At 66.2% G+C, this 24,071-nt stretch carries 23 protein-coding genes, 1 pseudogene and 1 riboswitch; of the genes and pseudogenes, 14 read left to right on the top strand and 10 right to left on the bottom strand.

The window, feature by feature from the left end:
* Positions 1-2: 2 nt before the first annotated feature.
* Together ABID58_RS06640 and cobJ are read left to right on the top strand one after the other, a co-directional pair.
* The gene (locus ABID58_RS06640) at positions 3-734 is read left to right on the top strand and encodes a precorrin-2 C(20)-methyltransferase (protein WP_354032009.1); all 732 of its coding nucleotides are present in this window, start codon (positions 3-5) and stop codon (positions 732-734) included.
* Positions 731-1,465 carry a precorrin-3B C(17)-methyltransferase gene (gene cobJ, locus ABID58_RS06645; protein ID WP_354032010.1) on the top strand — a complete coding sequence of 245 codons (735 nt, stop codon included), beginning with the start codon at positions 731-733 and terminating at the stop codon, positions 1,463-1,465. Before ABID58_RS06640 ends, cobJ begins: the two co-directional genes overlap by 4 nt.
* On the opposite strand, the gene ABID58_RS06650 is transcribed toward cobJ, so the two are convergent.
* Positions 1,441-2,187: a cobalt-precorrin-6A reductase gene (locus tag ABID58_RS06650; protein WP_354032011.1), complete on the bottom strand. Its 747-nt coding sequence runs from the start codon at positions 2,185-2,187 to the stop codon at positions 1,441-1,443. The two genes, cobJ and ABID58_RS06650, sit on opposite strands and share 25 nt — an antisense overlap.
* Between ABID58_RS06650 and cbiE the strand changes: the two genes are divergently transcribed.
* The 7 genes and pseudogenes from cbiE (at position 2,186) to cobT (ending at position 8,359) form a co-directional block, all read left to right on the top strand.
* A complete protein-coding gene (gene cbiE, locus ABID58_RS06655; protein ID WP_354032012.1) occupies positions 2,186-3,367 on the top strand; it encodes a precorrin-6y C5,15-methyltransferase (decarboxylating) subunit CbiE in 1,182 nt (393 codons plus the stop codon). The two genes, ABID58_RS06650 and cbiE, sit on opposite strands and share 2 nt — an antisense overlap.
* Positions 3,364-3,702 (top strand): annotated as a pseudogene (locus tag ABID58_RS06660) (cobalamin biosynthesis protein); the annotation flags it as partial. The gene cbiE and the pseudogene ABID58_RS06660, both read left to right, overlap by 4 nt.
* A gap of 27 nt (positions 3,703-3,729) precedes the next feature.
* Positions 3,730-4,512 (top strand): precorrin-4 C(11)-methyltransferase, encoded by a 783-nt coding sequence (gene cobM / locus ABID58_RS06665; RefSeq protein ID WP_354032185.1) that lies wholly within the window; start codon positions 3,730-3,732, stop codon positions 4,510-4,512.
* Positions 4,512-5,822: a cobyrinic acid a,c-diamide synthase CobB gene (locus tag ABID58_RS06670; protein WP_354032013.1), complete on the top strand. Its 1,311-nt coding sequence runs from the start codon at positions 4,512-4,514 to the stop codon at positions 5,820-5,822. The genes cobM and ABID58_RS06670 overlap by 1 nt, the downstream gene beginning before the upstream one ends.
* A complete protein-coding gene (cobA, locus tag ABID58_RS06675; RefSeq protein WP_148755500.1) occupies positions 5,819-6,550 on the top strand; it encodes a uroporphyrinogen-III C-methyltransferase in 732 nt (243 codons plus the stop codon). The genes ABID58_RS06670 and cobA overlap by 4 nt, the downstream gene beginning before the upstream one ends.
* The gene (gene cobF / locus ABID58_RS06680; protein WP_354032014.1) at positions 6,547-7,296 is read left to right on the top strand and encodes a precorrin-6A synthase (deacetylating); all 750 of its coding nucleotides are present in this window, start codon (positions 6,547-6,549) and stop codon (positions 7,294-7,296) included. Before cobA ends, cobF begins: the two co-directional genes overlap by 4 nt.
* 10 nt (positions 7,297-7,306) lie before the next feature.
* A complete protein-coding gene (cobT, locus tag ABID58_RS06685; RefSeq protein ID WP_354032015.1) occupies positions 7,307-8,359 on the top strand; it encodes a nicotinate-nucleotide--dimethylbenzimidazole phosphoribosyltransferase in 1,053 nt (350 codons plus the stop codon).
* Here the strand turns inward: cobT and ABID58_RS06690 are convergent, their stop codons facing one another.
* Positions 8,360-8,932, bottom strand: coding sequence for a histidine phosphatase family protein (locus ABID58_RS06690; RefSeq protein ID WP_354032016.1), 573 nt, complete (start codon positions 8,930-8,932; stop codon positions 8,360-8,362).
* Between the two features lie 72 nt (positions 8,933-9,004).
* A riboswitch (cobalamin riboswitch) is annotated at positions 9,005-9,206 on the top strand.
* A 117-nt stretch (positions 9,207-9,323) separates the two neighbouring features.
* Here ABID58_RS06690 and ABID58_RS06695 point away from each other — a divergent pair.
* Together ABID58_RS06695 and ABID58_RS06700 are read left to right on the top strand one after the other, a co-directional pair.
* Complete coding sequence (locus ABID58_RS06695) at positions 9,324-11,675, top strand: TonB-dependent receptor (RefSeq protein WP_354032017.1); 2,352 nt, start codon at positions 9,324-9,326, stop codon at positions 11,673-11,675.
* Positions 11,676-11,687: 12 nt separating this feature from the next.
* Positions 11,688-13,121, top strand: a complete 1,434-nt coding sequence (locus ABID58_RS06700; protein WP_354032018.1) for a PepSY domain-containing protein — start codon at positions 11,688-11,690, stop codon at positions 13,119-13,121.
* Between the two features lies 1 nt (position 13,122).
* Here the strand turns inward: ABID58_RS06700 and ABID58_RS06705 are convergent, their stop codons facing one another.
* The gene (locus ABID58_RS06705; protein ID WP_354032019.1) at positions 13,123-14,490 is read right to left on the bottom strand and encodes an amidase; all 1,368 of its coding nucleotides are present in this window, start codon (positions 14,488-14,490) and stop codon (positions 13,123-13,125) included.
* Between the two features lie 132 nt (positions 14,491-14,622).
* Between ABID58_RS06705 and ABID58_RS06710 the strand changes: the two genes are divergently transcribed.
* Positions 14,623-14,958: a hydroxyisourate hydrolase gene (locus ABID58_RS06710; RefSeq protein WP_354032020.1), complete on the top strand. Its 336-nt coding sequence runs from the start codon at positions 14,623-14,625 to the stop codon at positions 14,956-14,958.
* Here the strand turns inward: ABID58_RS06710 and ABID58_RS06715 are convergent, their stop codons facing one another.
* The 6 genes from ABID58_RS06715 to ABID58_RS06740 form a co-directional block, all read right to left on the bottom strand.
* On the bottom strand, positions 14,959-15,774 hold the full coding sequence (locus ABID58_RS06715) for an ABC transporter permease (protein WP_354032021.1): 816 nt from the start codon (positions 15,772-15,774) through the stop codon (positions 14,959-14,961).
* Complete coding sequence (locus ABID58_RS06720; protein WP_354032022.1) at positions 15,774-16,637, bottom strand: ABC transporter permease; 864 nt, start codon at positions 16,635-16,637, stop codon at positions 15,774-15,776. The genes ABID58_RS06715 and ABID58_RS06720 overlap by 1 nt, the downstream gene beginning before the upstream one ends.
* A gap of 4 nt (positions 16,638-16,641) precedes the next feature.
* Positions 16,642-17,688, bottom strand: a complete 1,047-nt coding sequence (locus ABID58_RS06725; protein WP_354032023.1) for an ABC transporter substrate-binding protein — start codon at positions 17,686-17,688, stop codon at positions 16,642-16,644.
* Between the two features lie 29 nt (positions 17,689-17,717).
* On the bottom strand, positions 17,718-18,809 hold the full coding sequence (locus tag ABID58_RS06730; RefSeq protein WP_354032024.1) for an ABC transporter ATP-binding protein: 1,092 nt from the start codon (positions 18,807-18,809) through the stop codon (positions 17,718-17,720).
* Positions 18,810-18,916: 107 nt separating this feature from the next.
* Complete coding sequence (locus ABID58_RS06735; protein ID WP_148755488.1) at positions 18,917-19,669, bottom strand: aspartate/glutamate racemase family protein; 753 nt, start codon at positions 19,667-19,669, stop codon at positions 18,917-18,919.
* Positions 19,666-20,403: a GntR family transcriptional regulator gene (locus tag ABID58_RS06740; RefSeq protein ID WP_354032025.1), complete on the bottom strand. Its 738-nt coding sequence runs from the start codon at positions 20,401-20,403 to the stop codon at positions 19,666-19,668. Before ABID58_RS06740 ends, ABID58_RS06735 begins: the two co-directional genes overlap by 4 nt.
* 179 nt (positions 20,404-20,582) lie before the next feature.
* Here ABID58_RS06740 and ABID58_RS06745 point away from each other — a divergent pair, with 179 nt between their 5' ends.
* Complete coding sequence (locus ABID58_RS06745; RefSeq protein ID WP_354032026.1) at positions 20,583-21,323, top strand: maleate cis-trans isomerase family protein; 741 nt, start codon at positions 20,583-20,585, stop codon at positions 21,321-21,323.
* 11 nt (positions 21,324-21,334) lie between these two features.
* Positions 21,335-22,759 (top strand): dihydropyrimidinase, encoded by a 1,425-nt coding sequence (gene hydA, locus ABID58_RS06750; RefSeq protein WP_502916383.1) that lies wholly within the window; start codon positions 21,335-21,337, stop codon positions 22,757-22,759.
* 28 nt (positions 22,760-22,787) lie between these two features.
* Here the strand turns inward: hydA and ABID58_RS06755 are convergent, their stop codons facing one another.
* Complete coding sequence (locus ABID58_RS06755; RefSeq protein WP_354032027.1) at positions 22,788-23,921, bottom strand: MFS transporter; 1,134 nt, start codon at positions 23,919-23,921, stop codon at positions 22,788-22,790.
* Positions 23,922-24,071 lie beyond the last annotated feature (150 nt).

Below are 24,071 nucleotides of genomic sequence, written 5' to 3' on the forward strand. Positions count from 1 at the left end.
CGATGGGACGCATCGTCTGCTGCGGTCTCGGCCCCGGCGACCCTGACATGATGAGCGTGCGCGCCGATCGGACCGTGCGCGGCGCGAAGCATGTCGCCTATTTCCGCAAGAAGGGCCGGCCCGGCCAGGCGCGGCGCATCGTCGAGGGTATGCTCGGAAGCGGCGTCACTGAATATCCCATGGAGTATCCGGTTACGACCGAGATCGCTTTCGACAGCCCGGACTATGTCCAGCTGCTGGCCGGCTTCTACGACGAATGGGCCGAGCGCCTGGCGCGACTGGCGCGCGCCGTCGATGTCGTCGTGTTGTGCGAGGGCGATCCTTATTTCTACGGCTCCTTCATGCATCTGCACACGCGGCTGCAAGGCCGCGTCGAGATCGAGGTGATCGCCGGCATTCCCGGCATGGTCGGCTGCTGGAACGGCGTTGGTCAGCCGATCGCGCTCGGCGACGACGTGACGACGGTGCTGATGGGCACGCTGACTGAGGCCGAACTCGAACGCCGCATGCGCGATTCCGATGCGCTCGTCATCATGAAGACCGGCCGCAATCTCGCAAAGGTGCGCCGTGCGCTCGCGTCCGCCGGACGGCTGGACGATGCCTGGCTGGTCGAGCGCGGCACCATGCCGGGCGAGCGCGTCGTGCGGCTCGCCGAGATCGACACCGCTGACTGTCCTTACTTTGCGATCGTGCTCGTGCACGGCAAGGGCCGGCATCCGGACGCCGCCGAATGACGGGCACGCTGACCATCGCGGGCCTCGGGCCGGGCAATGATGCACTGGTGACGCCGGAGGTGTCCGCCGCGCTCGCCGCCGCGACCGATATTCTGGGCTATGCTCCCTATGTCGCGCGCGTCGCGCCGCGTCCCGGTCTCACCCTGCATCCGTCCGACAACCGTGAAGAGCTGCAGCGCGCGCGCGAAGCGTTGCGTCTGGCTGCCGAAGGCGGACAGGTCGTCGTCGTCTCCTCCGGCGACCCCGGCGTGTTTGCGATGGCCTCGGCCGTCTTCGAGGCGCTCGAACGGGCGCCGCAATGTCAGGATCTGCCGATCCGCGTGCTGCCGGGCATCACCGCGATGCTGGCCGCCGCCGCGCGCGCGGGTGCGCCGCTCGGCCACGATTTCTGCGCGATCAATCTCTCCGACAATCTCAAGCCCTGGGCGGTCATCGAGAAGCGGCTGAGGCTTGCCGCGGAAGCGGATTTTGCGATTGCGCTGTACAATCCGCGCTCGGCGAGCCGGCCGGACGGATTTGGCCGTGCGCTCGCGGCGTTGAAAGGTGCCGGCTGCGGCGAGCGCCTCGTGATCTTCGCGCGCGCGATCAGCGCACCTGACGAGAAGATCGTGACCGTGACGCTGAACGACGCGACATCAGAGATGGCCGACATGCGCACGCTCGTCATCGTCGGAAATTCGCAGACGCGCCGGGTCGGCCGCTGGGTCTATGCGCCGAGGCAGGTTCGATGACCGAGCCACTGCATCACTTCAGTGACGCTTTCCACGCTTGGCCTTTCGGGCAGCCGCGGTCGGGAGATCATGACCACGGGCAGGCCGAGCATCCGGGCCGCGTCGATCTTGGCACGCGCGCCGTCGCCGCCGGAATTACGGGCGACGATCCATGTGATGCCGCGCATGCGCATCATCTCCAGCTCGCCATCAAGGGTGAACGGTCCACGCGATACGATCACATCGGCTGCGAAGGGCAGGGGCGCTTCGGGCGGATCGACGAAGCGCAGCGTGTAGGCGTGCTGGGGCCGCGCCGCGAACGGCGCGATGTGCTGGCGGCCGATGGCGAGGAACACGCGTGCGGCTGCTTCGGGAAGGGCGGCAACCGCGGCGTTGACGTCGCCGACTTCAATCCAGTTGTCGCCGGGCGCTTTTGCCCAGAGCGCGCGTTCGAGCGCAATCAACGCCGTGCCGGTTTCCGCGCACGCTTCAACGGCATTGCGGCTCATCCCGGCCGCGAAGGGATGCGTCGCATCGATCACGTGCGTGATGCCTTCGCGCCTGATGGTATCGGCAAGCCCGCCCGCGCCGCCAAAGCCGCCGCTGCGGGTCGGCAGCGGCTGATCGGCGGGCGCGCGGGTGCGGCCGCCATAGGAATACACGGCATCGATCCCTGCGCGTGCGATCTCCGCGGCAAGCAGGCTCGCATCGGCAATTCCGCCCAATATAAGGGCGCGCATCATGGCTGATCCCTGGCTGACCATCATCGGTATCGGCGAAGATGGCCTTGCCGGGCTGTCCGATGCAAGCCGAAAGGCGCTAGCCAAGGCAGAAACCGTGTTCGGCGGCGAGCGTCATCTCGCGCTTGCAGGCGTGAGCGGGCGCGGCCGCCCGTGGCCTGTGCCGTTCGACGGGGATGTGGTGCTGAGTCGACGCGGTCGACCGACAGTGGTGCTTGCCTCCGGCGATCCGTTCTGGCACGGCGCCGGCGCGAGCCTGGCCGAGAAGCTCGACGGGGATGAGTGGATCGCACATCCGGCGCCGTCAACCTTCTCGCTGGCGGCGGCACGGCTGGGTTGGCGTCTGGAAGCAACCGCCTGTCTTGGTCTCCACGCCGCGCCGTTTGAGCGTCTCGTGCCGCATCTGGCGCGAGGTGCGCGCATCATTTGTCTCGTGCGCGATGGCAAGGCGGCCCGCGATCTCGCGAAGTGGCTGACGCAACGCGGATGGGGCGCCTCACTCGTGTGGACTCTCGTTGCGCTTGGCGGCCCAAGCGAAAGCATCGACCAGCACCGCGCTGATCTCTTTGCCGAGGATATTGCCGGCAATCTGGTTGCGCTGGCGGTGCAGGCGTGGGGAGGACAGGCCATTCCTCGCGGCTCGGGATTATCGGACGATCTCTTTGTCCACGACGGCCAGATCACCAAGCGGCCAGTGCGCGCGCTGGCGCTCTCAGCGCTGGCGCCGCGTGCCGGCGAGCGGCTGTGGGACATTGGCGCAGGCTCAGGCTCGATCTCGGTTGAATGGGCGCTGTGCGGGGGTGCCGCGATTGCGGTCGAGCCGCGCGAGGACCGCGCCGTAAACATCCGCAGCAATGCAGCGGCGTTCGGATTGGCGCACCGAATTACCGTCATCGCGGGACAGGCGCCGGAAGTGCTCCCGACGTTGGACGTGCCCGACGCCGTCTTCATCGGCGGGGGTCTTGATCGCGCGATGTTCGATGCCGTCTGGTCGCGCATCGTGCCCGGGACGCGGTTGGTCGCGCATGCCGTGACGCTGGAGACGGAAGCGCTGCTCGGCGAGTTGCACCAGCAGCATAGCGGTGACCTGATGCGGGCTGAGATTGCGCATGCCGCGCCGCTTGGCCGTTACCGCTCCTGGGAGGCGGCGCGGCCGGTGGTGCAGTGGAGTACGGTCCGATGAAGGTCGCCGGGCTCGGATTCAAAAAGGATGTCACGCTGGCCTCGTTGCGCGAAGCGCTTGTGGCGGCCGGCGGTCCCGATGGCCTCGCGGCCGTGGCAACCATCAGCGACAAGGCTGATTCAGAGGCATTAAAACTGCTCGCGCGCGAGTGTGGTGTCCCGATCAAGGCCGTCCCTGCCGACATGCTGGCCGGTATCGCGACGCCGACACAGTCGCAGCTGATCACTGAAAAGTTCGGCACGGGATCCGTCGCCGAAGCGGCAGCGCTGGCAGCCGCTGGCCCTCGCGCGCGATTGATCACGACGCGCGCGATCTCGCAGGATCGCACCGCGACCGCGGCGATCGCGGAAGGAGACGGGCCCATGACGGTACATTTCATCGGCGCCGGGCCGGGCGCGCCTGACTTGCTGACGTTGCGGGGACGCGACCTGATCGCGGCTTGTCCGGTTTGCCTTTATGCGGGCTCGCTTGTGCCAGAGGGCGTGCTGGCGCATTGCCCGCCCGGCGCGCGCATCATCAACACCGCGCCGCTGTCGCTCGACGAGATCATCGCCGAGATTTCTGCCGCGCATGCCGAGGGCAAGGACGTCGCGCGGCTGCATTCCGGCGACCTCTCGATCTGGTCGGCGATGGGCGAGCAGCTTCGCCGCCTGCGCGCGCTCGGCATTCCCTTCACCGTCACGCCCGGCGTGCCGTCGTTCTCGGCGGCCGCGGCGGCGCTCGAGGCCGAGCTGACGTTGCCTGGCCTTGCCCAGACGGTGGTGCTGACGCGCACGCCGGGCCGCGCCAGCGCGATGCCCGAGGGCGAGAAGCTTGCGGCATTCGCCGCAACCGGCGCGGTGCTCGCCATCCACCTGTCGATCCATCTCCTCGACAAGGTCATCGCCGAGCTGACGCCGCATTACGGCGCGGACTGCCCGGTCGCCATCGTCTGGCGCGCGAGCTGGCCCGACCAGCGCATCGTCCGCGCCACGCTCGCATCGCTCGATGCAGCGGTGGCTGCCGAGATGGAGCGCACCGCACTCATCCTGGTCGGAAAGACGATTGGCGCTGCGGATTTCGACGAGAGCCGGCTTTACGCCGCCGACTATGACCGCCGCTACCGGCCCGTTGGTGCCGAGCCGCGTTTTCCGGAGGCGTCGTGATGCCGGCGGGCCTCGTTATCTCCGCGCCGGCGTCCGGCGTCGGCAAGACCACGCTGACGCTGGCGCTCGCGCGCGCTTGGCGCAATTGCGGATTGCGCGTGCAGTCCTTCAAGAGCGGGCCCGACTACATCGATCCCGCCTTCCATGCCGCCGCCACAGGCCGCGCCTCCGTCAACATCGACAGCTGGGCGATGGACCGCGCCACGATCGCACATCTCGTCGGCCGGGGCACCGATGCCGATATCGTGCTCGCCGAGGGCTCGATGGGCCTATTCGACGGCGTCGCCGCGTGCGGCGTCTCCGGAACCGGCGCCACCGCTGACATCGCGGAGATGCTGGGCTGGCCGGTGGTGCTGGTGATCGACCCATCCGGGCAGGCGCAGACGGCGGCGGCGATTGCAGCAGGGCTTCGTGATTATCGCGCCGGCGTGCGCCTTGCCGGCGTGGTGCTCAACCGCGTCGCGAGCCCCCGTCACGAGGACCTCGTGCGTCGCGCGCTCAATGACGCCGGCATCGCCGTGTTCGGCGCGCTGCCGCGTCATGCCGAGATCAGCCTGCCAAAACGTCATCTCGGCCTGGTGCAGGCCGAGGAGCAGGCCGAGATCGGAAAGCTGATCGACGAGGCCGCGCGCTTTGTCTCAGAGCATGTCGATCTCGATGCCGTGCTGCGGTCCGCGGCCGCCTGGTCTGTGCAACCAGCGGCGAACGGCCTGAACGTGACGCCGCCGGGGCAGCGCATTGCACTCGCCCGCGATGCCGCTTTCTCCTTCGTCTATCCGCATATGCTGGAGGCCTGGCGCGCGGCGGGTGCGGAGATCTCGACGTTCTCGCCGCTGGCGGATGAAGCGCCCGACGCGAGCGCCGACGTGTGCTGGCTGCCCGGCGGCTACCCCGAGCTTCATGCCGGCAAGATCGCCGCCAATGCGCGCTTCCGCAGCGGCTTGCGCGCCTTCGCCGAGACACGACCCGTGCACGGCGAATGCGGGGGGTATATGGTGCTGGGAACTGCTTTGACCGACGCCGACGGTATCAGTCATGAGATGACGGGCCTGCTCGGACTGGAGACGAGCTTTGCCAAGCGCCGGATGCATCTGGGTTATCGTCTCGCCGCGCTCGCTGCGCCAATGCCGGGCCATCAGGTTGGCGCGCGCCTGCGCGGTCATGAATTCCACTATTCGACGATCGTCGCCCAGCCCGATACGCCGCTGGCAGTCGTGCACGACGCAACCGGAGCGGTCATCGCCGAAACCGGCTCGTGGCGCGGCCACGCCACCGGCACGTTCTTCCATCTAATTGCGGAGGATCGGTGAGCGGCTTTGTCACCTTCATTTCCGCCGGGCCCGGCGATCCTGAGCTGCTCACGCTTAAGGGCGCCGCGCGGCTGCGCGAGGCGGACGTCGTGCTCTATGACGACCTTGCCTCGGGCGCGATCCTCGATCTGGCGCGCCCGGGCGCCAATCTCGTCGCGGTCGGGAAGCGGGCAGGGCGGCCCTCGACCAAGCAACACCACGTCAACCGCTTGCTGGTCGACTACGCTGCCACGGGCGTGCGCGTCGTGCGGCTCAAATCGGGCGATGCCGGCATTTTTGGCCGGCTCGAGGAGGAGCTGGAGACGCTGCGCGAGGCCGGTATCGGTTACGAGATCGTTCCCGGCGTCACTTCGGCTTGCGTTGCCGCCGCGCAGGCCGGCATTCCCTTGACCCGTCGCCACACCTCGCGCCGGGTGCAGTTCGTGACCGGCGCCGATGTCACCGGCGAGCTGCCGCAGAATTTGAACTGGGCCGCGCTGGCCGATCCTGATGCGACGACCGTGGTCTATATGGGCCGGCGCACCTTTCCGGCGTTGGTCGCGAAATTGATCGAGCACGGGCTTTCGCCGAATACGCCGGCGCTATTCGCCGAGTCCCTCGGCCGTACCGACGAGCGGCTGGTGCGCACCACCATTTCCGAGCTTGCCGAGCAGCTCGCGCGCGGCGGTGCGGCTTCCACGGCGGCTGTGATCGTGTTCGGCGCGCTGGCGGAGGGCGGATCGTCATGATGACGCTCTCCCTGATCGGCATCGGTTGCGGCGATCCCGGGCAGCTCACGCGTGCGGCGATTGGCGCAATAAATGCCGCCGATCTCGTTCTAATCCCACGCAAGGGAACGGCAAAATCCGATCTTGCCGATCTCAGACGGACGATTTGCGCCGATGTGCTCACCAATGACACCACGCGTATCGCCGAGTTCGATCTCCCGATGCGCGACGCCGGCGAGGCCGATTATCGCAAGGGCGTCGACGACTGGCACGACGCGGTCGCCGCGACCTGGTCGCAGACGATCGCCGATCATCCCGGCGGTGACGGTAAGGTCGCGCTGCTGATCTGGGGCGATCCCTCGCTGTACGATTCCTCGCTCCGCATCGCGCGGCGGCTCCATCCGTTGCCTGATATAGAGGTCGTGCCCGGCATCACGTCGATCCAGGCGCTGTGCGCGGCGCATGCACTGCCGCTCAACGACATCGGCGAGCCGTTTCTGGTGACGACGGGACGCCGCCTGCGCGAAGGCGGCTGGCCCGTGGGCGTCGATACAGTCGTTGTGATGCTCGACGGCGGCACGGCGTTCCAGTCGCTCGATCCCGAAGGGCTTCACATCTGGTGGGGCGCCTATCTCGGCATGGCCGATCAGATCCTCATGTCCGGGGCGCTCGCCGAAGTGGGCCCGCGCATCGTCGCATCGCGGCAGGCCGCGCGCGAGCGGCACGGCTGGATCATGGACAGTTACATTCTCAAGCGCAGGCCGTAAGCGAGGCAGCATGCTCCCCGAATGGGTCACCCGGAAATGCCCCGAGATCTCCGCCGCTCATCGCGAGGCCGCGATCGCGCGGCAGACGCAACTGACAAAACCGATCGGAGCGCTGGGGCGGCTGGAGCAGCTTGCGATCGAGCTTGCCGCCTTGCAGGCGACCGAACGCCCTCGCGCCGCACGCGTGCCGATCGTCATCTTCGCCGGCGATCACGGCATCGTCGCGCAGGGCGTGTCGGCCTATCCGCAGGCCGTGACCATCGCGATGATGGCGAATTTTGCCTCCGGCGGCGCCGCGATCTCGGTGCTGGCGCGCGAGCTCGGCTCTACCCTCGAGGTCGTCGATGCCGGAACGCTGGCTGAAGTGGCGATGCCTGATATCGTCACGGACAAGCCGCGCTTTGGCACCCGCGATTTCAGCATCGACGCAGCACTCTTGCCGGCCGAGCTGGCATTCGCCTTCGAGGCCGGCCAGCGCGCAGTGGCGCGGGCGCAGGCCAATCAGCCCGATCTCCTGATCTTCGGCGAGATGGGCATTGGCAACACCACGACCTCGGCAGCAATCGCCGCGAGTCTGCTCGGCATCGGCGCCGAGGAAATCGCGGGCACGGGTACCGGTGTCGATGCGGTGGGCCGGGCGCACAAGGTGCGCGTGATCGATGCGGCGATCGCACGTCATGGCGTTGCGGGCGCAGCGCTCGAAAAGATCCTCTGCGCCGTGGGCGGCCTCGAGATCGCGGCGATCTCCGGCGCAATCATCGCGGCTGCGCAGGCGCGCATTCCCGTGCTGATCGACGGTTTCATCGTTTCGGTTGCTGCGCTCGCGGCCGTGCGGCTGAACCCGTCGTGCCAGCCATTCCTGCTGCCATCGCATCAATCGGCGGAGCAGGGGCATCGGCTGGTGTTGCGCGCGCTGAACGTGCAACCGCTGATCAGCCTCGATCTCAGGCTTGGTGAGGGATCGGGCGCCGCGATCGCGCTGCCGCTGGTGCGATCGGCATGTCACCTTCACAACGACATGGCGACGTTCGCGCAGGCCAACGTGCCGGATCGGCCTGTTTGATCAGGCCACGCGCTGATTGACCGAGACGACACGCCAGCCGGTCGCGAGCCGATCGATCCGGGTCAGCGACAGCGGATCGATCACGAAGCGCAACGCCGCTTGCGGCGTCAGATCCAGTGCGAGGCAGAGCGCGGCACGGATGGTGCCTGAATGCACGACGAGCGTTGCGTGAGCTGTGCCGATCCGCGCTAGCCCCAGCCGGACGCGCGCGACCTGATCCTCAAAGCTCTCGCCGCCTGGCGGCCGTCCGCGCGCCGGATCGCTCCAGAATTGCGCATAGGCCTGGCCTCCGTCAGCTGCGAGCTCGTCATGCCGCCGGCCGGTCCAGCCGCCAAAATGCTGCTCGCCGAATTCGGTGACCAACGCCGGCTCTAGCCCTAGAGCGCGCGCCGTCTCGACCGTACGTCGTGACGGGCTGGCATAGCTTGCGGCATCCTGCGGCAAGCGCTGCCGCAGCGTCTCCAGCTGCGCGCGGTCGCCGAGATCGGCGGGCGCGTCGGCGGCGTGGATCGTCCCTTTGACGCCGTCGACCGGCGCATGCCGGATCAGCCAGAGGAAGGTCTCGCCTTCCATGCTTATCTCCAAAGAAGTTGGGCGCTGCGGCAACAACGACGCAGCTTGTACATTGACTCTGTCTTGATCGTAACCCTAGATGACTTTGACGGTTTCCCCGAGAGGGGATGAAAAGGGAATGCGGTGCGGGGACATTGTCCCCAATGCCGTAGCTGCCCCCGCAACTGTAAGCGGTGAATCCTTCGTCAGAAGCCACTGGGTCCTCGGTCCCGGGAAGGCGACGAAGTGGTCACGACCCGCGAGCCAGGAGACCTGCCGTCAGCCGTGGTCACACGCGAAGATGTCGGTCGGGGAGTACAGACATTCGGCTTCATCGGAAGGCTTATGAGCCGGAAGATGGGACCTTGGTTCGCGGTGACGTGCCACTGACGTCACACCGAGGTCCAAGACCGTGTCTTCTAGCCATATTGTACGACCACGCCGTTTCCTGCTGGCGTCCGCCGCTGTCACATCTTTTGTCGCCATCGACATGCCGGCCACCCTGGCGCAGCAGGTCCGCGAACCCTTGCCGCCCGTGGAGGTGTCGCCGCCGCAATCCCGCAAGCAGACCAAGCCGGCCGGCCGGGATGCGGCAACGGTGCGCCGCACAGCAGCGCGCAGGCCCGCCGTGGCCGCGCCCAAGCCGGTCGCGCCGAACGCTTCGGCGCCGACGCCGCTCAACAGCAACGCGGTTGCCGAAAGCGCCTCGCGCCTCGGCCTGACCGTGCGCGAGACGCCCGCGACCGTCGAGGTGATCTCGGCGGAAACCATGCGCGAGCAGGGCTACCGCACCGTCTCCGACGTCGCGCAAGGCGCGGTCGGCGTCACCGCGGGCGACAACCCGGCCGAGCCCTCAGCCTTCTCGATGCGCGGCTTCACCAACAGCCAGATCAACACGCTCTACAACGGCATCAAGATCGGCCCGCAGAACATGACCTCGCGGATCATGGACACGGCCAATCTCGAAGCCGTGGAGATCCTGAAAGGGCCGGCCTCGCTGATCTCGGGCGAGGGCGCCGCCGGCGGCGCGATCAACTTCGTCAGCAGGCAGCCGCACACCGGGCCGATCCGGAACGAGGCTGACTTTTCATACGACTCCCTGAACTCCTTCCGCGCGCATTACGGCTCGGGCGGCAGCACCAATGTCGAGGGGCTCGACTACCGCTTCGACGTCAGCCGCTCCACGCTCAACGGCTTTGCCGACGACACCAATACCAGGACGCTCGACGTCTCCGGCCAGCTCAACTATCGCATCTCCGACAGCCTCAAGGTCTGGGGCGCGATCGAATATCGCGAGGACCGCTCCAGGGCATATTGGGGCGCGCCACTGGTGCCGGTGGCGTTCAGCGGCTCGCACGCGACGGCTGGCATCGTCTCGGGCAGCTACGTATCGAGCTTCAACCCGTCGAATCTCGGGCCGATCACCATCGACGACCGTACCTTCAACACCAACTACAACGTCCTCGACAACCGTAACGTGGCGCAGGAGGTCTGGCTGCGCGGCGGCTTCGAGCTGAAGCTTGCCCCCGACCTGACGTTGAAGAGCCAGGCCTATGCCTACGGCGCGGAGCGCTCGTGGTTCAACAACGAGGTCGAGGCATTCAACGCCGCGACCAACACGGTTGATCGCAGCCGCTTCTATGTGGCGCACAACCAGCGGCTGGTCGGCAACATCACCGATCTGACCTGGGATGCGAATATCGCAGGCTTCGACAATCGTCTCGTCACAACGCTGTCGTCGAGCTATCTCGATTTTGTTCGGCCCGGCGCCGCCAACCTTCCCGGCGATTCCGTTGATCTCGTCGATCCCAACCGCGGCTTCTACGGCCTGCTCACGACCAAGCAGCAGACCGCGCGTATCGACAATGAGGCGCTGTCGTTCGAGGACCGGTTGAAGTTGACACGGACCTTTGCGTTGATCGGCGGGCTGCGGGTCGAGCATATCGGGCTCGACCGCAACTCGACAGACCAGTTCGGTCTGGAAAACGCTGGCTTCCCGTTCTCGAAGTCGTGGGCGCCCGTCACCGGCCGCATCGGCTACACCTGGGAAGCCGTTCCGGGTCTGACCTTCTTCAGCCAGTACGCCACCGGCGCGGACGTCTCGGCCAACAATATCTTCCTGCTTGCTCCGACCCAGAACCTCGACCTGACGACCGCGCGCACTTACGAGACTGGCGTCAAGCATGTGCTCTGGGACAACAGGGCGGAGTGGTCGTTCTCGGCCTACGATATCGTGCGCAAAAATGTCTATGCGGCGGCCGGCGGCATGACGCTCAACATCGCGGGACGGCAGGAATCCAAGGGTGTCGAGCTTGCCGGATCGGTCCGCCCGATCGAGCCTTTGCGTCTCTGGGGCAACATCGCCTATGTCGATGCGCGCTATGCCGATTATGATTTCGTCGGCGGCTCGTTCTCCGGCAACACACCGCCGAACGTGCCGCGCATCGTCGCCAATGCCGGCGCGTCCTGGCGCTTCTTCACGCCGTGGCCTGTCGAGGTCGGCATCACCGGCCGCCATGTCGGCGACCGCTACAACAGTGACGCCAACACCGTGACCATGAATGCCTACACCGTCGGCGATCTCTACGCCTTCGTCGATATCCCCAAGACGGTCTTCAATGCGGCCGACCAGGCCCGCCTGACTTTCCGGGTGCGCAACTTCACCGACAAGCGCTACGCGATCTGGGGCGACCCGTTTTATCCCGACCAGATCCTGCTGGGTGCACCGCGGACCTATGAAATCTCCGCCGCGTTCAAATGGTAGGGTGTTGACCACATGATGGGCGCGATCGTCCTCTCGCACCGCTGGCTCGGGATCGCGTTCTGCTTCCTGTTCGCGATGTGGTTTGCGAGCGGAATCGTGATGCACTTCGTTCCGTTTCCGTCGCTGACGGAGGCGGAGCGCTTTGCCGGGCTCGCGCCAGTTGAGCGCGCGCAGCCGGTCATGTCGGTGGCCGACGCGGTCGCCGCCAGTGGGATCGCGGACGCCACGCGTGTGCGGTTGATCCAGCGCAGCGACGGGCCGGTCTATGTGGTGTCGGGACCATCGCGTGTGCGGGCGGCTCATGCGTCCGATGGGGCCGATGCATCGGTGGAGTTTCCCGACGTCGCGCTCGCCATTGCGCAAGATCATGCTCGTCGACGTGGGCTCGATGCCGCAAACGCCACGATCGCGGCGCGTGCCGATTACGATCAATGGAGCGTCCCCAACGGTTTCGATCGCCATCGGCCTCTGTTTCGGGTCGCGCTCGGCGATGCGGCGGGAACGGAAATCTATGTCTCGTCGCCTACCGGCGAGGTTGTGCTCGACACGATCCGCAGCGAGCGCGGATGGAATTGGGTCGGCAGCGTCGTGCACTGGATCTATCCGACGGTGCTCAGGAGCAACTGGCCGCTGTGGGACCAGGTGGTCTCGACACTGTCGTTGGTGGCCTTGACCGCAGCGGTGCTGGGCGCAGTGCTCGGTGTCATCAGGATCAGGATCCGCGGGCGCCAGATCGCGTCGCCCTATCGCGGCTGGCACGCCCTGCATCACATCATCGGGCTCGTTTCGACCGTTTTCGTGCTGACCTGGATTTTCAGCGGCTGGCTCTCGATGGATCACGGCCGGCTGTTCTCGCGTGGGCAATTGACCCCGGCCGAGGCCGCCGTGACGAACGCCGTGCCGGACTGGCGCGCAGCTCCGTCGCTCGATCAGCAGCCCATTTCCTCCCCGGTCCGTGAAATCGAATGGTTTGCCTTCCAGGGGAGCGTCTTTCGGCGCGATCGGACCGGCCTTAACAGTCAGACCTTGACCAGGGCGGGCGAGCCGGCCCCGGCTCGGCAAGCGGCGTTCCTGACTGAGCAGGACTTCCTCAGCCTGACGACGCGCCTGGCGACAGGCTGCGGCGCGGCGTCCGTTGTCGCCTACAAGGATGACTATCCCGCGCAGTCCATCGTTCCCGGCGCGCCCGTCTACCGCGCCCGCTGCGGCGATCTCTGGTTCGACATCGACGGCGCCGACGGCAGCGTGCTGCAACGGCTGGATGCCTCGCGGCGAGCCTATCGTTGGCTCTATGGCGCGCTGCACACGCTCGACTTCCCTGTCCTGATGGCCCATCCGCGTCTGCGTGATGTCCTGATCGTCGGACTTTGCGCGCTTGGCCTGGTGTTCTCCGTCACGGGCATCGTGCTCGGCTGGAGCCGTTTGCGGTCGACCTTCGTGACGTGACCTACGCCCGCAGCACCGCCTCGATATGTCGTGCGGCGCGTAGCAATGTGCGATCCTGTCCGCGCCGGGCGATGATCTGGAGGCCGAAAGGAAGTCCGGCCTTGTCACGCCCGCACGGGATCGAGATCGCCGGCAGCCGGGCGTGATTGACGAAGGGCGTGAACACGGCGTGCCCGCGAGGGCTCGCCGGGCGGCCGCCGATCATGTCGGGTCCGAGCTGGGTCAACGGCCAGGCGACGCAGGGCACCGTCGGGGCCAGCAGCAGGTCGATTTCGGTGAAGAAGGTCGCAAACGTATGGGCGATCGACGTGCTGGCGACCAGCGCCCGGGCAACATCGCTGCCTGACCAGGCGAGACCGCGTTCGACCTGCTTGGCGATGTCAGGATCGAAAGCGGCTGGATCCTTGCGAAAGCCATCGCCGTAGAGAGCGGCAAGGCCCGCGTGCTGAAGCGGTATGATAGCGTCTTCCGTCGCACCCGGGGGCCAGACGGGATCGCGTTGTGCGACGGGTAAGCCTGCGGTGGCGAGACGCGCAACCGCGGAGGCGAGCCCATTCGCGACGACATCGTCGACCGCGACGTCGAGCCCGAGACGCGGCGAGGACGCGATGCGCAGGCTGGAGATGTCACTGGCATCTCGCGCGATGTTCGCTGAGTCCGGATCGCGCGGATCGTCGCCGGCCATGGCTTCGAACGCCAGGGCGATGTCGCCGACATCAATGGCGATCGGCGCGATGACGGACAGGCCGAAGAATGGCTCGACGAAACCGGGCCCATAGGGGATCGCGCCATAGGACGGCTTGAATCCGGCGACGCCGACATGGGCCGGCGGCCTGCGGCTGGAGCCACCGGCATCGGTGCCGATCGCGAGCGGCACAAGGCCGGCTGCAACGGCCGCGGCGGGTCCGCCCGAAGAGCCGCCCGGCGTCAGTGCGGGATTTTGCGGATGCCGTGTCGGCCCAAACAGCGACGACGTCGTCACGCCCTTGCAGGCGAACTCGGATGTTGCCCCGATGCCGACGACAACAGCGCCTGCGCGGCGCAGCCGCTCGATCGCAATGGCATCCTGCGGCGCGATGAAATCGGCGAACAGGCGCGAGCCCTGCGTCACGCGCCAGCCGCCGACCCAGATATTGTCCTTGACGATGACGGGAACGCCGGCGAGCGACATGGCCTCGCCATTGCGCAAGCGTGCGTCGACCGCTGCCGCATCAGCGAGCGTCCGCTCGGGATCGATCGTGACGACCGCATTCAAGGCTTTCGCAGCCTCGATGCGGGCGAGGGCGGCCTTGGCAGTCTCTACCGCACTGATCCGTCCGGCGCTGACCTCGACCGCAATCTCGCGCGCGCTATGTGCCGGATTTGTCATGGCCTCCCCGGATCAACGCCAGTGTGGCGCAGAGCGCGAGGCACGCTGCGCCGAACGCCGGCGGCAGTGCAGGCACTGGCCGAACCGCCGCGTTTCCGTCTACCATGGCGGCGCGCTCACGGGAGGAACATTGTGGCAGGCGGCATTTCCATTCACGCGGTCGATGTGGCGAGCGGACGGCCCGCGCAGGGGTTGCGTGTCGAGATCTGGCGGATTGATCCGGATTCGTCTCGGATCGCCGACGGGCGGCTCGGTGCCAACGGCGTGCTTGATCACCCCGTTACGCGCGGCGAAGGCGTCACGGCCGGCGAGTACGAGGTGCTGTTTCATCTCGGCGAGTTCTTCGCGGACAGCGACGGCTTCTTGACCGTGACGCCGTTCCGCTTCCGCATCCACAATGTCGACGAACATTTTCATCTGCCGCTGAAATTCACGCGCTGGGGATATTCGCTGTTCCGCGGCGCCTGATCAGTTCGCCAAGCGCCGCGACAGGCCGGTGACGCGCTCCATGACAGCAACCAGCAGGACTGTGGCAATGATCAGCACGCTCGAAAGTGCTGCGATGGTGACATCGAGCTTGCCCTCGAGATCCTGCCACATCCGGATCGGCAGCATGTCGGTTGCGGCATCGCGCAGGAACAGCGAGACCGGCACGTTGTCGAAGGACGACATGAAGGCGATGAAGGCCCCGGCAATGATGCCCGGCCGGATCAGCGGCAGCACGATGCGCCGGAACGTATAGAGGCGGCTCGCGCCCAGCACCGCCGAGCTCTCCAGGAGCGTCGGCTCGAGCTGGGCAAGAGCCGCGACCGTATTGCGCACGACATAGGGCACGCAGACCACGGTGTGGCCGATCACCAGCGTCAGCGGCGACACCGGCAGACCGACCAGCGAGAATAGCATCAGCGCAGCCAGACCGAAAGCCAGCGCCGGCAGCACCAGCGGCGACATGAACAGGGAATCGAGCAGCCGCGCCGACAGCGCGCGCGATCGCGAGATCGCAAGTGCCGCCGCAACGCCAAGCACGATCGACAGGCCCGTTGCCCATAGCGCGACGATCAGGCTGTTCTTCGCCGCGAAATGGAGCTGCCAGGCGTTCCACAGTTCGGCGTACCAGCGCAACGAATAACCCGGCGGTGGGAACCGCAGCGAGAAGCCGCTGGTGAAGGAGACGATCAGGACCACCAACGATGGTGCAATGATGATGACCAACGCGATGATCGCGATGACAGTCATGACAAATTCGAAGCTGATCGCTTCAAGGGTCCTTTTGCGTCCGCTCATCACGCCCCTCCATAGCCGCGCGACATGCGGCCGAGCGTGGTGAAGACGGAGACGACCGCGAGCACGGCGAGCAGGAAGATGATCGAGATCGCGGACGCAAACGGCCAGTTCTGCAGCGTGGACGCCTGCTGATAGAGATACATCGGCATGAACAGCATCTGCCCGCCGCCGATCAGCGACTGCGTGATGAAGGCGGTGATAGCAGCGGCATAGGTCAGCGTGCATCCGGCGATCACGCCGGGCAGCGACAGCGGCAGCACGATCCTGAAGAAGGTGCGCCAGCTCCCGGCGCCGAGCGAGCAGGAGGCGTCGTCGAGATTGGGATCGATCCTGCCGAGCGCGGTGATCAGCGGCAGTGTCATCAGTGGCATCTGCACCTGCGCCAGCGCGATCACCACGCCGAACTGGGTGTAGAGCAGTTTTAAGGGCGTATCGACGATGCCGAGCGATTGCAGCGTCGCGTTGATGATGCCCTGGCGGCCCAGGATGACGATCCAGGCGAAGGTGCGGACCACGACGCTGGTCAGGAGCGGCAGCAGCACGATCAAGATGATGATTGTCTGCAGCCGCGGCCCGACCCGTTGGTAGAGCCAGGCGATCGGAAAACCGAGCACGAGACAGACGGCGGTCACCTCGGCACCCAGCCACAGCGTCGAGCCGAGCACGCTGAGGCTGAAGGGATCGGTGAGGAAGTGGAGGTACTGGCCGAGCCCCCAATGGAGCCCGGCCGTGTCGTTGTGCAGCGAGAGCCAGAGCAGTTGCAGCAGCGGCGCCACGAAGAAGACCAGGAAGAACAGCGCCAGCGGCGCTGCCAATCCCATTCCGTAGGACGTCACGTCCCGTGATGCCGGTGCTGTGCCCATGGTGCTAGATCTTGATCTCGCGGTTGAAGCGCTCGATCCAGGCTGAGCGCTGCTCATTGATCTTCTTCCAGTCCTGGAACACGAATTTCTGCTTCAGCTCGGCCGTGTCCTTGGCGAGCACACGCGCGATCTCGCCGCCCATCGCCACCTTGGAATTGGTCGGCACGATCAGATAGGGCGAGTTCATCAGCGCGGTCTGCACCTCCGGGCTCAGCGATGCCTCGATCAGCTTGAAGGCGAGCTCGCGGTTGGGCGAGTTCTTGACGATGTGGATCGTGGTCTTGAAGGCGATCGCGCCTTCCTTCGGCGCCACGAACTCGACCGGCACGGCGCGGGCTTTCAGGATCTGGATGGCGTTGAAATTGCCGGGCGAGATGTCGATCTGGCCCTGCTGGAACAGGGTGGCGAGCGCGCCGGGATTGGCGGCGACCGCGGCCAGATTGGGCTTCAGCTCTTCGAGCGCCTTGAAGGCGGGATCGACATTGGCCTCCGAGCCGCCGCGCATCTTGGCGATCTCGACCAGCCAGCCGGTGCCGAGCGTCGAATTGAGGTTGGTGATGCCGACGCGGCCCTTGAATTCCGGCTTCCACAGATCGGCCCAGGAGGTCGGCGGCGTCTTGATAGCCTCCGGATTGTAGGTGAGGCCGACGACCTGGAAGAATGGGGCGGGGCCCATCGGCTCCTGCGCTTCCGAGATCAGGTCCTTGAAATAGGCGCTCTTCTCGACCGGATAGGATTCTGCGAGATCCTGGCCAATCGCGACAAGCGCCGGACCGGGATCGTGCAGCATCACGTCGATCGGCGGATTGGCCTTGGCGGCATTGATCTTCGCGATCTGGTCGACCGACAGCATCGGATCGAGCACGATCGCCGCGTCCGCGTTGGCTTTGCGGAACGCCGGCACCAGCACGGCCTTGTGCGCTTCCTCCCAGCTTCCGGTGAAGGTCGCAAACACCAGTGGGCGGGCCTGGGCGTAGCTCAGCCCCGGAAACGCCTTCATGGCGCCGAGGGTGAGTGCGGTTGTCATCAGGCTTCGGCGGTTGAGGATCATGTCGAACTCCCTGTGGACTATGTCCGGATCTAAAGCGTTGCGGGAAAGGCGTTGGCGAGCGACGGGGCGAGCGGCGCGAGGCGCACCGCAGCACCGTTTTCCAGCGCGCGCGTCCCGCCGATGCGCGCCTGGGAAATCTTGACGCCGGAGCCGTCGGCGGTCGTCACTTCGTGCACGACGGTGGCTCCCAGCGGCAGCGACATGCCGACCACGCCGGCAAAGCCCGTCTCGTCGCCGACGAATTGCAGATGCTCGGGGCGGATGCACACCGTGACGCGGCCGCCTTCGGTGAGGGTGGCCGCGGGTCGCACAATGATCTCCGCGCCGGCGTCGAGCCGCACCTTTGCAGCCGTGCGGTCCGCGGACACCACGACGCCCGGCATGCGGTTGCTGGAACCGACAAAGGTGTTGACGAACAAGGTCTGCGGACGGTCATAGACGTCCGACGGCGATCCGAACTGCTCGAGCTTGCCATGGCTCAGCACGGCGACACGGTCGGCCATCGATAGTGCCTCTTCCTGGTCATGCGTCACGATCAGCGTCGTGATGCCGGAGACGCGCTGCAACCGCTTGACCTCGATCTGCATGTCGAGCCGCAGATTCTTGTCGAGCGCGGCAAAGGGCTCGTCGAGCAGCAGGATCGACGGCTTGATCGCGAGCGCACGGGCGAGCGCGACACGCTGCTGTTGGCCACCGGAGAGTTGCCGGGGTAGCCGCTCCGCCATTGCGGGTAACTGCACGAGTTCTAGCAGCCGCTGCGCCTCACGCTGGCGCGACGCCTTGTCGACGCCGCGGGCGGCGAGGCCATAGCCGACATTTTCGCTGATCGAGAGGTGCGGAAACAGCGCGTAGTTCTGGAACACGATGCCGACGGCGCGGCGGTTGGGCGGCAGCGCATCGACGATGTGATCGCCGATGATGATCCGCCCCTGGGTCTGTGCAATGAAGCCGGCGATGATGCGCAGCAGTGTCGTCTTGCCGCAGCCGGAGGGCCCGAGCAGTGCGATGATCTCGCCGCCCTTGATGTCGAGATTGATGTTCTCGACGGCAAGCGCGCCGCTGTGATAGCGATGGGTTACCGCGTCGACGACGAGCGATCGCCCGCCTGGCGTATCAGCCATGGTGTTGCCTCCCGTTCTCCCCGGAAAGAAAGCAAGTCTCGTGCCCCAGTCTGCCGCCAGCCGTGCGATTGAAGACCGATCGTACCTCTCGCATCGTCAGACCCTTCTCACTCATTGTCGCGATGCTCGAGCCGGGCGGCGAGCACCTCGGCAAGGCCAATGGTTGGCTTGGCAGCGGGCCTTCGGAACGTCCCTGCCGTAGCCTTGCGCAGGCGCAGCGCAACCAGCGCCTCGGCCTGCTTCACTGAGGCGACCACTTGATCAACCACAGGAACCGGGACGCGGTGGGCGACGCGCTCGGCAAGCCCCGAAAGCGGGGCGCCCGCAAAGATCAGGACGTCGGCCTCGTTCTCGTCGATCGCGCGTTGGGCGAGATCGACGAGCACATCCTCCTTTTCGGTGCCGACCTCCGAGATCGCTTGAAACGGCGTATCGAGCATTCGGATACCGGCGCAGCGCTCCCACAGCCCGTGGGCGCGGACGCATTCCTCGTACCAGGGCCCCAAGGCCCGTGCGAAAGTGACGATGGCAAAGCGGCGTCCGGCCATGCAGGCCGTGAGCATCGCTGCTTCCGCCATGCCGACCACGGGAATGTCAAAGGTCTCGCGTGCGGCGAACAGGCCGGGGTCACCGAAAGCCGCGATAATTGCGGCGTCGACGTTCCGCTGCTGCTCGGCCAGCATCTCCAGCGCGATGGCGCCGCCGATCTGGGCCTCGGTGCGCGTCGAGATATAGGGCACACCGCGCGTCGCGGTGCAGGGGATCAGCTCGGTGCCGGGGGACGCCGCGCGCTGTCCGACGCCCGCCATCAGCCGGGTGACCTCGATGCTGGTGTTCGGGTTGAGCAGCAGAAGCTTCATGATTGCGACGCCGTCCGCCTGGGTTGGGATTTGGCGAGGACTTCGAGCAGCGCCGTCCCGGTGCGTGCGACATGAGCGCCGAGCAGGCGGCCGGCCGCCTCGCCGTTGCGCGCCTCGAGCGCGGCAAGAATAGCGGCGTGCTCGTCGACCGAATTGCTCCAGCGGCGGTCGGCACCGAGTGCGAGGTAGCGCGCGCGCTCGGCGCGGGAGATCAGCATCTCATGCGCTTCGCGCAGCGGCTTGTTGCGGGCCATACGGACGATGGTGTTGTGGATCTCGCCGTTGATGGCGAAGTAGTCGTCGAGCTTGCCGTTACGGTGATGACCCTCCATCCGGGTCTGAAGCGTGCGCAAGCGGGCAAGGTCGCGCTCGGTGGCACGCTCCGCGGCGAGCTCTGCGGCAAGTCGCTCGATGCCGGCCAGCGCCTCGAACAATTCCGAGATGCCGTCGACCGCGATATCGGCGATGCGCGGGCTGCGGTTGGGACGGAGCTCGATCAATCCTTCGGCGGCGAGCACCTTCATCGCCTCGCGCAAAGGGGTGCGCGATACGCCCAGCTCTTTCGACAGCTTTGTCTCCTGGGTCTGCGCTCCCGGCGGCAGCTCGCCGCGAATGATCATCGTCCGCATCCGCGTGGCGGCGCGCTCATGCAAGCCCCTCCTCTTGAGCTTGGGCGATTTTCGTCCGGGGCTTGGTTCGGATTTCTGCTGCACGCGGGCTTCCTGCCTGCGCATGACCCTATCCACTCCCCACCAAATGCGGTGCCCAAATTTGCGACGTATGTGGCTCAAAACAAATGCATATCGAATAAATTGTATGCAGCATGCAGATTGCGGCTTGCGCAGCGCGATGCCGGCAAGGATGATCTTTCGAGGGGCGCAATCGCGCCTTCGCAATGGAGCGTCCGTGATCGATGTCAGTCCTGCGCAAGCGTCTCGGCATGATCACGCCGTCCTCCAATTCGGTACTGGAGCCCGCGACCTGCGCCATGCTGCAGGGCATCGACGGCGTTACCGCCCATTTCTCCCGTTTCCGCGTCACCGAGATCGCGCTCGACGTGGCAGCGCTGAGCCAGTTCGATGCATCGGTGATGCTGCCGGCCGCTGACCTGCTGGCCGATGCCAAGGTCGACGCCATCGCCTGGAACGGTACGTCGGCGAGCTGGCTCGGCATCGGCCGCGACAGGGGCCTTTGCGACGCGATCACGGCGCGCACTGGCGTGCCGGCAACGACCTCGACGCTGGCCTGCATCGACGCCGTCCGCGCGCTTCGAGCCAAACGTGTCGGTCTGGTCTCGCCCTATACCGATGACGTGCAGCGGCGGATTGGCGAGGTCTGGGCCGAGGAGGGCATCGCGCCACACGCCGAGCGTCACCTCGGCCTGCGCGATAACTTCGCCTTTGGCGAGGTCGCGTCCGCGACGATCGCGGACATGATCCGCGTGGTGGCGGCGGAGGGCGCCGACGCCGTCGTCATCCTTTGCACCAATCTGGACGGTGCCGCGCTTGCGGCCTCGCTCGAGCAGGAGCTGAATATCGTTGTGCTTGACTCCGTTGCAGTCACGCTGTGGCGAAGCCTCAGCCTCGCCGGCGGCGACATCGCGACCCTTATGTCGTGGGGGCGCATATTCCAGACAATGCCGATCATCAAGTGACGGAGACGCAAGTGCTTCAAGGTCAAGTGACGCAGCTCGATCTCACCATTCGCGGCGGCACCATCGTGACGGCCAGCGACGAGTTTCGCGCCGATATCGGCATTCGCGACGGCCAGATCGTCGCCATCGCCGACAGCATCGAAGGCGCGGCACGCGAGATCGACGCGTCGGGGCTGCTGGCGCTGCCGGGCGGGATCGACAGCCACGTCCACATCTCTCAAGCCCAGGGCCCCGACGTCGTGATGGCCGACGATTTCGCCTCGGCGACGCGCGCAGCCGCAGCTGGCGGCAACACCATGGTGCTGCCCTTCGCGCTACAGGAGAAGGGGACGTCGCTACGGACCTGCGTGGAGAACTACCGTAATCTCGCGGAGGGCGAGTGCTACATCGACACCGCCTTCCACCTCATCATCTCCGATCCGACCGCGGTCGTGCTCGGCCAGGAGCTGCCGGCGCTGGTCAAGGACGGTTATACCTCGTTCAAGGTGTTCATGACCTATGACGACCTTGTGCTCAGCGACAAGCAGCTTCTCGAGGTCTTCGATGTCGCACGCCGCGAGGAGGCGCTGGTGATGGTCCATTGCGAGGGCTATGATGCCATCCGCTTCCTCACCACGAAGCTCGAACGCGAGGGCCACATCGCGCCTTATTATCATGGCAGCTCGCGGCCTCAGGCCGTCGAACGCGAGGCGACGCATCGCGCCATCAGCCATGCCGAGGTGATCGGCGTCCCCATCATGATCGTCCACGTCTCCGGGCGCGAGGCGATGGAGCAGATACGGTGGGCCCAGCAGCGCGGCCTGCCGGTGCATGCCGAAACCTGCCCGCAATACATCACGCTGACGGCCGACGACATGAAGGGCCTGAACATGGACATCTCAGGAGCCAAATATGTCTGCTCGCCGCCGCCGCGCGATGCCGAGAGCCAGCAGGCGATCTGGGAAGGCATCACCACCGGGGTGTTTCAGACCTTCTCGTCCGACCACTGCCCGTTCCGCTACGACGATCCCAAGGGCAAGCTGACGCCGAATGCCCGCACCTCGTTCCGCTGGGTGCCGAATGGCATCCCCGGCATCGAGACGCGACTGCCGATCCTGTTCTCCGAGGGAGTCTCGAAGGGGAGGATCACGCTGCAGAAGTTTGTCGAGCTGACCGCGACCAACCACGCCCGCATCTACGGGCTCTATCCGCGCAAGGGCTCGATCGGAATCGGCTTCGACGCCGATATCGTGCTATGGGACCCGAAGCTCAAGAAGCCGATCCGGCAGGTCGATCTGCACCACGGCTCCGACTACACGCCCTGGGAAGGCTTTGACGTCACCGGCTGGCCTGTCACCACCATCGCGCGGGGCCGGGTCGTGTACGAGCAGGGCAGGATCGTCGGCGATAAGGGCGCGGGCGAGGTGCTGAGCCGCGGCAAGTCGAGCCTGGTGTGACGGGAAGATGATGCTGTGGCGCGCTTTGCTATTTTGTGGTCACGGCGCGCGCGGACAGCGTGACGAGGCACATCAGCGCCGCGAGCATCCAGAATGCCATCGGCAGCCCGGTGGCGTGGGCGATAAAGCCGATGCCGGCGGGGCCAACCAGAACGCCGGCATATCCGGCGGTGGTGATCGATGCCACCGCGAGCCCCGTGGGCATCGCGGTCTGCATGGCTGCGCCACGAAACAGCACCGGCACGAGGTTCGAGGCGCCGAGACCGATGAGCAGGAAACCGGCGATGGCAACGGCCTTGCTCGGCGCGAGCAACAACACTGCAAGGCCCGCGACGGCAAGCAGGCTTCCCCCGACCAGCGTTGTGCGATCGCCGATGCGTGCCACGACGGCGTCGCCGCCGAGCCGGCCAATGGTCATCGCGATCGAGAACACGATGTAACCGATCCCGCCCTGGGCCTCGCTGACGAGGCCCGTCCCGATGACGAGCAACGCGCCCCAGTCGAGCATCGCGCCTTCGATCAGGAAGGTGATGGCCGCCAGCAACGCCAGCAGCAGCACGATGCCATGCGGCAGCACGAACAGCGGTCCCTCCTGCGCCTGCGCCGAACGCAGCAGGCGCGGCCAGGCGAGCGCCATCGCGATCAGCATCAGCACGGCGCAGATCAATGCGCTCGCGAGCGGTCCAATATGAAACGACAACAGCGCCGTCATCACCGCGGATCCGGCGAACCCGCCAATGCTGAAGAGCGCATGAAAGCCCGACATCAGCGGTTGTCCTGCCGCGCGTTCGACCTCGACGGCATGGATGTTCATGGCGACATCGATGGAGCCGAGCGCAGCGCCGAATGCGAGCAAGGCAATCGCCAATGTCAGGGGCGTGCCGGCGATGACCAGCAGGGGCAACACCAGGGCGAGGGCAATTCCGCCCGCGATGATGATCGGCTTGGTGCCGTGGCGTGCGCTCAAGATGCCGGTTGCGAGCATCGCGATGACCGAGCCGATACCGAGGCTGAGCAGCAGCAAGCCAAGGACCGCGTCATCGACCGCGAGCCGTTGCTTCGCGAACGGCACCAGCGGCGCCCAGCACGCAATGCCGAAGCCGGCGACCAGGAACGAGAGGCGCGTGGCGAGCCGCGTCGCCGGACGGTCGGCTGATGTCATTCGCAAAGCTCCGGAGGGGATTGGGGAAGAGGAGAGGGGGGCGCAGGTATAAACCGAAGCGAAGAGAGAGGTTCCGCATGCTTGTAACTCGGATGGAGCGGCTTGTCCGCTGAACGGAGGGCGCGGCATGAAAGCTGCTTGGCTGGAAAA

Source organism: Bradyrhizobium sp. S3.2.6, assembly GCF_040546885.1.
Classification (GTDB): Bacteria; Pseudomonadota; Alphaproteobacteria; order Rhizobiales; family Xanthobacteraceae; genus Bradyrhizobium; species Bradyrhizobium cytisi.

Coding starts and splice junctions, on each gene's coding strand:
- ABID58_RS06700 (WP_354032018.1), top strand. CDS start 11,688: ATGATGGGCGCGATCGTCCTCTCGCACCGCTGGCTCGGGATCGCGTTC.
- ABID58_RS06745 (WP_354032026.1), top strand. CDS start 20,583: ATGTCAGTCCTGCGCAAGCGTCTCGGCATGATCACGCCGTCCTCCAAT.
- cobF (WP_354032014.1), top strand. CDS start 6,547: ATGATGACGCTCTCCCTGATCGGCATCGGTTGCGGCGATCCCGGGCAG.
- cbiE (WP_354032012.1), top strand. CDS start 2,186: ATGGCTGATCCCTGGCTGACCATCATCGGTATCGGCGAAGATGGCCTT.
- ABID58_RS06755 (WP_354032027.1), bottom strand. CDS start 23,921: ATGACATCAGCCGACCGTCCGGCGACGCGGCTCGCCACGCGCCTCTCG.
- ABID58_RS06720 (WP_354032022.1), bottom strand. CDS start 16,637: ATGGGCACAGCACCGGCATCACGGGACGTGACGTCCTACGGAATGGGA.
- ABID58_RS06650 (WP_354032011.1), bottom strand. CDS start 2,187: ATGATGCGCGCCCTTATATTGGGCGGAATTGCCGATGCGAGCCTGCTT.
- ABID58_RS06670 (WP_354032013.1), top strand. CDS start 4,512: ATGCCGGCGGGCCTCGTTATCTCCGCGCCGGCGTCCGGCGTCGGCAAG.
- ABID58_RS06690 (WP_354032016.1), bottom strand. CDS start 8,932: ATGGAAGGCGAGACCTTCCTCTGGCTGATCCGGCATGCGCCGGTCGAC.
- ABID58_RS06735 (WP_148755488.1), bottom strand. CDS start 19,669: ATGAAGCTTCTGCTGCTCAACCCGAACACCAGCATCGAGGTCACCCGG.
- cobM (WP_354032185.1), top strand. CDS start 3,730: ATGACGGTACATTTCATCGGCGCCGGGCCGGGCGCGCCTGACTTGCTG.
- cobJ (WP_354032010.1), top strand. CDS start 731: ATGACGGGCACGCTGACCATCGCGGGCCTCGGGCCGGGCAATGATGCA.
- ABID58_RS06730 (WP_354032024.1), bottom strand. CDS start 18,809: ATGGCTGATACGCCAGGCGGGCGATCGCTCGTCGTCGACGCGGTAACC.
- ABID58_RS06640 (WP_354032009.1), top strand. CDS start 3: ATGGGACGCATCGTCTGCTGCGGTCTCGGCCCCGGCGACCCTGACATG.
- ABID58_RS06715 (WP_354032021.1), bottom strand. CDS start 15,774: ATGAGCGGACGCAAAAGGACCCTTGAAGCGATCAGCTTCGAATTTGTC.
- ABID58_RS06740 (WP_354032025.1), bottom strand. CDS start 20,403: ATGCGCAGGCAGGAAGCCCGCGTGCAGCAGAAATCCGAACCAAGCCCC.
- ABID58_RS06725 (WP_354032023.1), bottom strand. CDS start 17,688: ATGATCCTCAACCGCCGAAGCCTGATGACAACCGCACTCACCCTCGGC.
- ABID58_RS06705 (WP_354032019.1), bottom strand. CDS start 14,490: ATGACAAATCCGGCACATAGCGCGCGCGAGATTGCGGTCGAGGTCAGC.
- cobT (WP_354032015.1), top strand. CDS start 7,307: ATGCTCCCCGAATGGGTCACCCGGAAATGCCCCGAGATCTCCGCCGCT.